This is a genomic window from Cupriavidus sp. R6-3 (genome assembly GCF_059772245.1).
This window is the reverse complement of sequence record NZ_JCBAJO010000155.1, coordinates 1-11,376: the sequence shown is the minus strand read 5'-3', so window position 1 is coordinate 11,376 and position 11,376 is coordinate 1. Positions and strand designations below refer to the sequence as shown.

Here is an 11,376-nt window from a genome sequence, read left to right as displayed (position 1 = left end):
CCCCCTTCGCTCGGCTTTGCCTTTTGTGGCCCTAGCGCGTATAATGCGAGTCTATTCAAAAAGTCATCCTCCAGGGGATGGGCGAATGATGGGCGTTCCGCCCATTTTTTTTTGGTTCGTCCGATCGTCCGAACACGCGGAAAATCGCGATGTGGGGCTCCGCCGGAGATGACGGCAGGCAGCCGGCCATTCGCCGCGGCCTTGCCCGGTAGTTTGATGGCCATTTTTCGGAACGACAGTGCATCTGGCAGATTTGATCGAAACCACACTGACCGGCATGGGGTATGAGCTGGTCGAACTTGAACGCGCCCCAGGCGGGTTGCTGCGCGTCTATATCGATCAACCTGACACCGGCATTGCCATCGAGGATTGCGAGAAGGTCAGCCGCCAGCTGACCCACGTGCTGACCGTCGAGAACGTCGATTACGAACGGCTCGAGGTCTCCTCTCCGGGACTGGATCGTCCGCTTAAGAAACTGGCCGACTATGTTCGCTTTGCCGGCGAGGAGGCGCGCGTGACGCTGCGCCTGCCGATCGACGGCCGCAAGAACTTCGTCGGCATCCTGCAGCCGCCCACCGGGGAGCCCGGCGCCGAGAAGATCGGCCTGGAATTCGAGGGCAAGGATGGCCCCGCGCTGCTGGAATTTACCGTATCCGATGTCGACAAGGCGCGCCTGGTGCCGGTAATCGACTTCAAAGGAAATCAGAGAAAAGGGAACAAGCAATGAGCCGCGAAGTTCTGTTGCTCGTCGATGCGCTTGCGCGCGAGAAGAACGTCGACAAGGATGTGGTATTCGGTGCGCTCGAAGCGGCTCTCGCTTCGGCCACCAAGAAGCGTTTCGAGGAAGACGTCGATATCCGTGTGCACATCGATCGGGAATCCGGCGAGCACGAGACTTTCCGCCGCTGGCTGGTGGTGCCCGACGAGCAGGGCCTGCAGGAGCCGGACAAGCAGATCCTGCTGTTTGAAGCCCGCGAGCAGGACCCCAATATGGAACTCGGCGATTTCGTCGAGGAACAGATCGAGTCGGTCGAGTTCGGCCGCATCGGCGCGCAGGCCGCCAAGCAGGTGATCCTGCAGAAGATCCGCGACGCCGAGCGCGAGCAGATCCTGAACGATTACCTGGAACGCGGCGAAAAGATCATGACCGGCACGGTCAAGCGCGCCGACAAGAAGGGCCTGATCGTCGAGTCCGGCCGCGTCGAGGCGTTGCTGGGCCGCGACCAGATCATTCCGAAGGAAAATCTGCGTACCGGCGACCGCGTTCGAGCGTATATCCTGAATGTGGACCGCACCGCGCGCGGCCCGCAGATCGAGCTGTCGCGCACCTCGCCGCAGTTCCTGATCAAGCTCTTCGAGAACGAAGTGCCCGAGATGGAACAGGGCCTGCTGGAGATCAAGGCGGCCGCCCGCGACCCGGGCGTGCGCGCGAAGATCGCGGTGGTGGCGCACGACAAGCGCATCGATCCGATCGGCACCTGCGTCGGCGTGCGCGGTACCCGCGTCACCGCGGTGCGCAACGAGATCGGCGGCGAAGCGGTCGACATCGTGCTGTGGTCGGAAGACCCGGCGCAGTTCGTGATCGGCGCGCTGGCGCCCGCGCAAGTGCAGTCGATCGTCGTCGATGAAGAGAAGCACAGCATGGATGTCGTGGTCGACGAGGAAAACCTCGCCGTCGCGATCGGCCGCAGCGGACAGAACGTGCGCCTGGCGTCCGAACTGACCGGCTGGCAGATCAACATCATGACGCAGGAAGAATCGGCGCAGAAGCAGGCCGAGGAAAGCGAAGTGGTGCGGCGCCTGTTCATGTCCAAGCTGGACGTGGACCAGGAAGTGGCCGACATCCTGATCGAGGAAGGCTTCTCCTCGCTCGAGGAAGTCGCCTACGTGCCGATCAGCGAGATGATGGAGATCGAGGCCTTCGACGAGGACACCGTCAACGAGCTGCGCAATCGCGCCCGCGATGCGCTGCTGACGATGGAGCTGGCTCGCGAAGAGAAGGTCGAGTCGGTGTCGCAGGATCTGCGCTCGCTGGACGGCCTGACGCCGGAGCTGATCGGCAAGCTCGCCGAAGGCGATATCCACACGCGTGACGACCTTGCCGAACTGGCGGTCGACGAACTGGTCGAGATGACCGGGGTCAGCGAAGAAGAAGCCAAAGCGCTGATCATGAAAGCACGGGAACACTGGTTCAACTGAGGGACACGTTCGCATAGAGCGCGCTTTCCGCACAAGACTGTCCCGACGTAGAAACCGAGCATTGAAAGGGTTTGAATGGCAAGCACAACAGTTGCCCAACTGGCCGCAGAACTGAGTCGCAGCGCAGCTGCCCTGCTGGAACAATTGCAGGCAGCTGGGGTGGGCAAGTCCAAGCCTGAGGACGTGGTCACCGAGACCGACAAGGCCAGGTTGCTGGACTACCTGAAGCGTTCGCACGGTCAGGCCGATGACGGCTCGCGCAAGAAGATCACGCTGACCAAGCGCGAAACCTCGGAGATCCGCCAGGCGGATGCGACCGGGAAGACGCGCACGGTGCAGGTCGAGGTGCGCAAGAAGCGCGTGCTGATCAAGCGCGACGAGTCGCCCGCCGATGGCGCGGCCGACGGCCAGGAAGTTTCCGAGCCGGTGGTCGACCAGGCCGAGCTGGCGCGCCGCGCCGAAGAGGAACGCCGCCAGGCCGAATTGCTGGCGCGCCAGGAAGCCGAGCTGAAGGCCCGCCAGGAGGCGGCCGAACGCGAGGAGGCCGAGCGCCGCGCACGCCAGGAAGCGCTGGAGGCAGAGGAACGCCGCCAGGCCGAGCTGGCCGCCCGCAAGGCCGAGGAAGAGGCCGCGGCAACGCGCGCCGCGAGCGAGGCCAACGAGGATTCGGACCGCAAGAAGGCCGAGGACGACAAGACGCGCCTGGCGGCCGAACGCGCCGCCGCGCAGAAGGCCGCCGACGATGCCAAGGCCGCCGCCGACAAGGTGCGCGCCGAGCAGGATGCGGCCCGCAAGCGCCGCGAGGCCGCCGAGGCCGAGGCCCGCGCGATCCAGCAGATGCTCAATGCGCCGGCGCGCGTGCTGAAGGCACCGTCCGAGCGCAAGGCCGAGGAAAAGAAGGCCGAGCAGAGCGGCACGCTGCACAAGCCGGTCAAGCCGGCCGGCACGGTCGAGGCCAAGAAGGACGAGAAGAAGCCCGCGGTGGCTACCACGACGGTCGACAAGAAGACCGGCAAGGTGGTCAAGGGCTCCTCGACCTGGCAGGACGAAGGTTCGCGCAAGAAGGGCGGTGGCCTGAAGACCCGCGGCGATTCGTCGGGCGGTGTCGGCGGCTGGCGCGGTGGCCCGCGTGGCCGTGGCGGCAAGCATCAGCAGGACGATCGCAGCGGCTTCCAGGCCCCGATGGAGCCGGTGGTGCGCGAGGTCCATGTGCCCGAGACCATCTCGGTCGCGGACCTGGCCCACAAGATGGCCGTCAAGGCCTCCGAGGTCATCAAGCAGATGATGAAGCTCGGCCAGATGGTGACCATCAACCAGGTGCTGGACCAGGAGACCGCGATGATCGTGGTCGAGGAAATGGGCCACAAGGCGCTGGCGGCCAAGCTGGACGATCCGGAAGCGCTGCTGATCGAAGGCGGCGAGGACCAGTCGGACGCCGAGCAGCTGCCGCGTCCGCCGGTCGTCACCGTGATGGGTCACGTCGACCACGGCAAGACCTCGCTGCTGGACTACATCCGCCGCACCAAGGTCGCGGCCGGCGAAGCGGGCGGCATTACGCAGCATATCGGTGCCTACCATGTGGAAACCGACCGCGGCGTGATCACCTTCCTCGATACGCCGGGCCACGAGGCCTTCACGGCGATGCGTGCGCGCGGTGCCAAGGCGACCGATATCGTGATCCTGGTGGTGGCCGCCGATGACGGCGTGATGCCGCAGACCAAGGAGGCGATCGCCCACGCCAAGGCGGCCGGCGTGCCGATCGTGGTGGCGATCAACAAGGTCGACAAGCCCGAAGCCAACCCGGACCGCGTCAAGCAGGAACTGGTGGCCGAGCAGGTCGTGCCGGAAGAGTACGGCGGCGATTCGCCGTTCGTGCCGGTGTCGGCCAAGACCGGCCAGGGCGTCGAAGAGCTGCTGGAACAGGTGTCGCTGCAGGCCGAAATCCTGGAGCTGAAGGCACCGGTGGACGCGCCGGCCAAGGGCCTGGTCGTCGAAGCGCAGCTGGACAAGGGCAAGGGCCCGGTGGCGACCGTGCTGGTCAGCAGCGGCACGCTCAAGCGCGGCGACGTCGTGCTGGCGGGCAGCGCCTACGGCCGTGTCCGCGCGATGCTCGACGAGAACGGCAAGCCGACCAAGGAAGCCGGCCCCTCGATTCCGGTCGAGATCCAGGGCCTGTCCGAAGTGCCGGCGGCCGGCGAGGAAGTGCTGGTGCTGCCCGACGAGCGCAAGGCGCGCGAAATCGCGCTGTTCCGCCAGGGCAAGTTCCGCGACGTCAAGCTGGCCAAGCAGCAGGCGGCCAAGCTCGAGACCATGCTGGAGCAGATGACGGAAGGCGAAGTGCAGACGCTGCCGCTGATCGTCAAGGCCGACGTGCAGGGTTCGCAGGAAGCGCTGGTGCAATCGCTGCAGAAGCTGTCGACCGACGAAGTGCGCGTGCAGATCGTGCACGGCGCGGTGGGCGGCATCACCGAGTCCGACGTCAACCTGGCCACGGCCTCGAAGGCGGTCATCATCGGCTTCAACGTGCGTGCCGACGCCGGTGCGCGCAAGCTGGCCGAGAACAACGGCATCGACATCCGCTACTACAACATCATTTACGATGCGGTAGACGAGATCAAGGCGGCGATGTCGGGCATGCTGGCGCCGGAGAAGCGCGAAGTGACGATCGGCCAGGTCGAGGTGCGCCAGGTGTTCCGCGTGCCGAAGATCGGCGCGGTGGCCGGCTGTATGGTCACCGACGGTCTGGTCAAGCGGGGCGCCTTCGTGCGCGTGCTGCGCAACAACGTCGTGGTGTTCTCGGGCGAGCTCGATTCGCTCAAGCGCTTCAAGGACGATGTCAAGGAAGTCAAGCAGGGCTTCGAGTGCGGTCTGTCGATCAAGAACTTCAACGACGTTCAGGAAGGCGACCAGCTCGAAGTGTATGAAATCACCGAGGTCGCGCGCACGCTGTAAGGCGGCGCGCCGCGGCGGCGAACCTTCACCGGTTTGCCGCCGCCGGCCCATCCACGCCGTCGGACCCATCGCCTTCGCTGGCGACGCCGCTGGCAAAGTCGTATCGCATGGCCAAAAAAGGCAATATCTCTTCCCGTAATCTGCGCCTGTCCGATCAGATCCAGAAGGATCTGGCCGAGATGATCCAGCGCGAGCTGCGCGACCCGCGCCTGGGCCTGGTGACGCTGCAGTCGGTGGCGCTGACCCCGGACTACGCGCACGCCAAGGTCCACTTCACGGTGCTGGGCGCCGAACCCGCCGATGCCGAGGCGATCCTCAACGAGAAGGCCGGCTACCTCCATTCGCTGCTGTTCAAGCGGCTCCATATCCATACCGTGCCGACGCTGCGCTTCGTGCACGATACCTCGGTCGAACATGCGATCGAGATGTCGAAGCTGATCGACCAGGCCAACGCCACACGGGCCAAGGACGAGTAGTCCGTGGCGCCGGCGCGTCCTGCGTCGTCGCCTCTCCCGAGCCGCGCAGCCGGGTGGCACGCCGATATGGCAGGCGCGCCGATATGGCAAGCGCATTGCCGCCACCGCTTCCACCGCTCTCGCCGCCGCTCCCGCCGTTTCATTCCCCATGACCGATACCACCGCTCCACGTCCGCCTCGGCTGCCGCGCCGCGACGTGCATGGCGTGCTGCTGCTCGACAAGCCGCTCGGGCTGTCGTCCAACGATGCGCTGATCCGCGCCAAGCGGCTGCTGCGCGCGAACAAGGCCGGCCATACCGGCACGCTCGATCCGCTGGCGACCGGGCTGCTGCCGCTGTGCTTCGGCGAGGCGACCAAGTTTTCGCAGGATCTGCTCGATGCCGACAAGACCTATGAGGCAACGGTGCGACTGGGGCAGCGCACCTCGACCGGCGATGCCGAAGGCGAGGTGATCGCCGAACGTCCGGTCAGCTGCGATGCCGCGGCGCTGAACCAGGCGCTGGTGCGTTTCGTCGGCCCGATCGAGCAGGTGCCGCCGATGCATTCGGCGCTGAAGAAGGATGGCCGGCCGCTGTACGAATACGCGCGCGCGGGCCAGACGGTCGAGCGCGCTGCGCGCAGCGTGACGATCCACGAGATCGCCTTGCTGAGCTGCGAACTGCCTGGGGCGCCCGTGTTCGCGATGCGCGTGACCTGCAGCAAGGGGACGTACATCCGGACGCTGGCCGAGGACATTGGCGAGGCGCTGGGCTGTGGCGCGCATTTGACCGCGCTGCGGCGCACCGCGGTCGGCGATCTGACGCTGGACGGCGCGGTCACGCTGGAGCAGCTCGGCGAGCAGGACGACGCGGCGCGTCCGGCCCTGCTGGCGCCGGTGGACGCGCTGCTGCAGCGCTGCGCGCCGGTGACGCTCGACGCCGCGGCGACGCAGCGCTTCCTGCAGGGCCAACGCATCGCCGGACGCGATCTGCCTGCGGCGGTATTCAAGGGTGCGGGATTGCGTGAAGACGCGCTGGCGCGCGTCTATGGCGGCGAGCCGGCGCGGCTGCTGGGCGTGGCCAGATGGCGCCAGGGTGCGCTGCGGCCGGAGCGGTTGGTGCGATTGAACGCGCCCGACTGACGACCGCCCGGGATTCCCTCTGCCCGACCCTCTGCCGCGCGCGGGAGAGGGGGAACACCTGGAGAGGAGGGGACGCAGGAGGTTTGCGCCCCTCTCCCGCATGCGGGAGAGGGGCGGGAGAGGGGCGGGGGAGAGGGCATGCAGCGGTCGCCGTTCTGCCGAGCCTGAGCGCCCGATCAACGCCTCATCGATGCGCCTTCAATGCGCCCTCAGTGCGCCCTCAATGCGCCCCCATGGCATCCGCGGACCCGCCGCCACCGCCCTTGGGCTTCGTCAGCCAGACGAACACGATCAGCCCGAAGAACATCACCCCCGAAATCCAGAAGATATCGTTGGCGCCCAGCATCGACGCCTGCTGCGAGATGGTGCGCTCGATCACGCCGACCGCCTGCATATGGCTCATGCCCTGCTGCATCAGGTGCTCGACCTGGGCGTTGTAGATCGGGTTGTAGGGATTGACCTGTTCCACCAGGTGCGCATGGTGCATCGCCGAGCGGTTCTCCCACACGGTGGTCGACACCGAGGCACCGATCGCGCCGAAGGTGATCCGCACGAAGTTCGACAGGCCCGAGGCCGCCGGAATCTTGTCGGGCGGCTGTCCCGACAGGATGATCGACGTCAGCGGGATGAAGAACATCGCCATCGCCGCGCCCTGGATCAGCGTCGGGATCATCAGCGTGGTGGTGTCCACGTCGATCGTGAACCGCGAACGCATCAGGCTGACGATGCCGAATGTGATGAACGCCGCCGTGGCGACCCAGCGCGGGTCCATCTTCGGCAGATTGCGCCCGATCACCGGCGACAGCAGGATCGCGAAGAAGCCCACCGGCGCCATCACGATGCCGGCATCGGTCGCGGTATACCCGACGATCGTCTGCAGCCATAGCGGCAGGATCACCAGATTGCCGAAGAACAGCCCGTAGGCGACCGAGATCGCCACCACGCCCGCGCTGAAGTTGCGGCCGTTGAACAGGCTGATATCGACGATCGGATGCTTCTCGTAGCGCTCCCACGCCAGGAAGAACAGGAAGCCCACCACCGCGACCACCGTCAGGGTGACGATCTCGGTCGAATGGAACCAGTCGAGCTCCTTGCCCTTGTCCAGCATCAGCTGCATCGAACCGACCCAGATCACCAGCAGCGCCAGGCCGATGGTGTCGATCGGCAGCACCCGCGTCGGCGTTTCGCGCTCGCGATAGATCGCCCAGGTCGCATACGCGGCCAGGATGCCCACCGGGATGTTGATGTAGAAGATCCACGGCCACGTCATGTTGTCCGAGATCCAGCCGCCCAGCAGCGGGCCCATGATCGGCGCGACCAGCGTGGTCATGCCCCATAGCGCCAGCGCCATCGTGCTCTTGTGCGGCGGATAGCTCGACAGCAACAGCGACTGCGACAGCGGGATCATCGGCCCGGCCACCGCGCCCTGCAGGATCCGCGCGGCCAGCAGCACCTCCAGGTTGGGCGCCACGCCGCACAGCCACGACGACAGCACGAACAGCAGGATCGACGTGACGAACAGCCGCACCGCGCCGAAGCGCGTGGTCAGCCAGCCGGTCAGCGGCACCGAGATCGCGTTGGCGACCGCGAACGAGGTGATGACCCAGGTGCCCTGGTTCGGCGACACGCCCAGGTCGCCGGAGATCGCGGGAATCGACACGTTGGCGATCGACGAGTCGAGCACGTTCATGAACGTGGCCAGCGACAGCGCGATCGTGCCGACGATCAGCTTGGCGCCCGACAGCGGTTCCTGGTGCGCGGGGCGCGCAGGGGCCGCTGGCGATGTGGGCGCGGGTTCGGCGCCCTCGCGGGCGGTCAGGGTATCGGCCATGATCAGGCGTGCGTGGTCGCTTTCTTGGCGGTTGTCGCGGAACTGGCCGTCGACGCGCGGGCCGCCGAGGCCGGCGCCGCCGGCTCGGCGCCCTGGCGGCCGCTGTTGGTCGCGATGATGCGCGCGATCAGCGCATCGGCGTCGTGGCCGACCTTGTCATAGACGTCCGTCTGCATCGGCTTGCTGGCGGTGGTGGTCGTCATCGCCGCGCCTTCGGTCTTGCGCACGTCGACAGTGACGTTCATCGACAGGCCGATGCGCAGCGGATGGTCCTTCAGCTGTTGCGGATCGAGCGCGATGCGCACCGGCAGGCGCTGCACCACCTTGATCCAGTTGCCGGTGGCGTTCTGCGCCGGCAGCAGCGAGAACGCCGAGCCGGTGCCGGCCGAGAAGCCGGCCACCTTGCCGTGGTATTCGACGTCGGAGCCGTAGACGTCCGCATGCAGCGTGACCGGCTGGCCGATCCGCATATGCGTGATCTGGACTTCCTTGAAGTTGGCGTCGACCCAGACCTGGTCGAGCGGCACCACCGCCATCAGCGGCGCGCCGGCGGCCACCCGCTGGCCGACCTGCACCGAGCGCTTGGCGACATAGCCGGTCACCGGCGCCGGCAGCTGCGAGCGCGCGTAGTTCAGGTAGGCGGCGCGCACGTTGGCCGCGGCGCGCTGCACGTTGGGGTGCTTCTCGACGGTGGTCTGGTCGGTCAGCGCCTTGTTCGACGCGAGCTGCTCGCGCGCGGCCTGCAGCGCCGATTCGGCGGCCTGCAGCGTGGTGCGCGCATGGGCCAGTTCTTCGGAGGAAACCGCGCCCGAGCCGGCGATGGCCTGGCGGCGCTTCAGGTCTTCGCGGGCCCGCGCGACATCGGCCTGGCGCAGCGCCACGTTGGCCGCCAGCGAGCCGTTGTTGACGTACAGCGTGCGCACCTCGCGCACCGCCTGTGCCAGCTGTGCCTCGGCCTGGGCCAGCGCGACCTCGCTGTCGGCGCGGTCGAGCTGGATCAGCGGCTGGCCGGCGTTGACCAACTGCGTGTCGTCGGCGCCAATGCCCACCACCGTGCCCGGCACCAGCGGGGTCACCTGGACCACGTTGCCCGCCACGTAGGCGTCGTCGGTGCTTTCGAAATGCCGGGCATACAGGGCCCAGTAGCCGCCGTAGGCCAGGCCCGCGACCACCACCGCGGCGGTCAGCGAGAGCAGCAGGCGCTTGCGCTTGCCGTTGTTGTTGTCGGAGGGTTGCGTGCGGGTGGCCGCGTTCTGGTTCTGTTGTTGGTCGCTCATGATGTCGGTCGCTTGATGTCGGTCGCTTGAACGGTTCGGCGTTGTCGTTGTTCTTCGCTGTCGTGTTGTGGCGGGGTGGTGGGGCGCGTCAGCCGTGCGCCGCGGCGCGGCGCGGCGTGGGTGCGGCCGTGGTCGTGGCCGTGGCCGGCTTTCCAGCCTGTGCCGGCTCCGGATCGGCGGACTCGCCGGGCTCCTGGTAACCGCCACCCAGCGCCTTGACAAGCGCCATCTGCAGATCCAGCCGGCGCGCCTGCAGATCGGTGGCCAGGCGCCGCTGCTGCAGCACGTTGCTCTCGGCGTTCAGCACGGTCAGCTGCGTGCCCAGGCCCGCCTTGTAGCGCGTGGTCGCCAGCGCATAGGCATGCTCGGCAAGCTCCAGCGCCTCGCGTTGCGTCTGGATCTGCTGATCGACGCTGCGGATGCTGGTCACCGTATCGGCGGTCTCGCGCAGCGCATCGACCAGCGTCTGGTTGTAGTTGGCCACCGCCAGGTCGTATTGCGCGTGCTTGCCCTTCAGGTTCGCGCGCAGCCGTCCGCCTTCGAAGATCGGCAGGCGCACCGCCGGACCGAAGCCGAACTGGCGGCTGATGCCGAGCAGCAGGTTGGACGGATCGAGCGAGGCCAGGCCCGCGAAGGCGCTCAGCGTGACATTGGGCAGGAACTCCGCGCGCGCGACCTCGATGTCCTTCGACGAGGCCTCGACGCGCCAGCGCGCCGCGACCAGATCGGGCCGGCGGCCGAGCAGGTCGATCGCCAGGTTGTCCGGCAGCGTCGGCGTGGCATGCGCCAGCAGCGTCGGCCGCTGGATGGCCAGGCCCCGGTCCGGACCCTTGCCGAGCAGCGCCGCGATCTGGTTGCGCGCCAGCGCGATCTCTTCGTCGATGCGCTGCAGATCGGTGCGGGCCGACGCCACCGTGGCGCGGGCCTGCGTGGTTTCCACCTGCGTGTCGAGCCCGGCCGACAGGCGCTGGCGCGACAGCTCGGTCAGGTCGCCGCGCTGGGCGATGGCGCGCTCGGCCACATCGCGCTGCGCGAACAGCGCGGCCAGCCGCGCGTAGTTGCGCGCCACCGCGGTGGTAAGCAGCAGCCGCGAAGCCTGGCTTTCGGCTTCGGCGGCACGGTCGTCGGACAGCGCCGCTTCCAGCGCCGAGCGGTTCTTGCCCCAGAAGTCGAGGTCGTAGGACAGGCCGGCCTGCAGCCGCGACAGGTTCTGCCACGAGCCGGCACGCGGCGTGCCTTCGTACAGATCGGTCTCGGAGAAGCGCTGGCGCGACAGCGAGGCGTCCAGATCCAGATGCGGATACAGCGCGCTGCGCGTGGCGTCGGCCATCGCGCGCGAGGCTTGCACCCGGGCGAGGGCCGCCTGCAGGTTGGGGCTGTTCTGCACGGCCTCGTCGACCAGCGCGCGCAGTTGCGGATCGCCGAACTGGTCGACCCAGTCCTGCGACGGCCACTGGCCATGCTGGCCCGGCAGCGTCTGCGCGGTGGCCAGCTGCGCGGGCTCGGTCATGACCTGGGTGG

The 11,376-nt window shown here is 67.4% G+C and carries 9 protein-coding genes; 5 read left to right on the top strand and 4 right to left on the bottom strand.

Annotation, left to right across the window (positions count from 1 at the left end):
• On the bottom strand, window positions 1-224 hold a 224-nt coding region (locus AC6EI8_RS19240), incomplete at its 3' end, for a hypothetical protein (protein WP_498382637.1).
• 14 nt (window positions 225-238) lie between these two features.
• Here AC6EI8_RS19240 and rimP point away from each other — a divergent pair.
• The 5 genes from rimP (at window position 239) to truB (ending at window position 6,747) form a co-directional block, all read left to right on the top strand.
• Window positions 239-727 (top strand): ribosome maturation factor RimP, encoded by a 489-nt coding sequence (rimP, locus tag AC6EI8_RS19235; RefSeq protein ID WP_053822015.1) that lies wholly within the window; start codon window positions 239-241, stop codon window positions 725-727.
• Window positions 724-2,199, top strand: a complete 1,476-nt coding sequence (gene nusA / locus AC6EI8_RS19230) for a transcription termination factor NusA (RefSeq protein ID WP_149319112.1) — start codon at window positions 724-726, stop codon at window positions 2,197-2,199. The genes rimP and nusA overlap by 4 nt, the downstream gene beginning before the upstream one ends.
• Window positions 2,200-2,274: 75 nt before the next feature.
• Window positions 2,275-5,151, top strand: a complete 2,877-nt coding sequence (gene infB, locus AC6EI8_RS19225) for a translation initiation factor IF-2 (RefSeq protein ID WP_149319111.1) — start codon at window positions 2,275-2,277, stop codon at window positions 5,149-5,151.
• Window positions 5,152-5,258: 107 nt separating this feature from the next.
• Window positions 5,259-5,627 (top strand): 30S ribosome-binding factor RbfA, encoded by a 369-nt coding sequence (gene rbfA / locus AC6EI8_RS19220; RefSeq protein WP_149319110.1) that lies wholly within the window; start codon window positions 5,259-5,261, stop codon window positions 5,625-5,627.
• 148 nt (window positions 5,628-5,775) lie between these two features.
• Window positions 5,776-6,747 carry a tRNA pseudouridine(55) synthase TruB gene (truB, locus tag AC6EI8_RS19215; RefSeq protein WP_498382636.1) on the top strand — a complete coding sequence of 324 codons (972 nt, stop codon included), beginning with the start codon at window positions 5,776-5,778 and terminating at the stop codon, window positions 6,745-6,747.
• 220 nt (window positions 6,748-6,967) lie between these two features.
• On the opposite strand, the gene AC6EI8_RS19210 is transcribed toward truB, so the two are convergent.
• The 3 genes from AC6EI8_RS19210 to AC6EI8_RS19200 form a co-directional block, all read right to left on the bottom strand.
• Window positions 6,968-8,578 carry a DHA2 family efflux MFS transporter permease subunit gene (locus AC6EI8_RS19210; RefSeq protein ID WP_498382635.1) on the bottom strand — a complete coding sequence of 537 codons (1,611 nt, stop codon included), beginning with the start codon at window positions 8,576-8,578 and terminating at the stop codon, window positions 6,968-6,970.
• Between the two features lie 2 nt (window positions 8,579-8,580).
• Entirely contained in the window at window positions 8,581-9,855 is a 1,275-nt protein-coding gene (locus tag AC6EI8_RS19205; RefSeq protein WP_149319107.1) for an HlyD family secretion protein, read from the bottom strand.
• An 88-nt stretch (window positions 9,856-9,943) separates the two neighbouring features.
• A partial coding sequence (locus AC6EI8_RS19200; protein ID WP_498382634.1) for an AdeC/AdeK/OprM family multidrug efflux complex outer membrane factor occupies window positions 9,944-11,376 on the bottom strand: 1,433 nt, incomplete at its 5' end.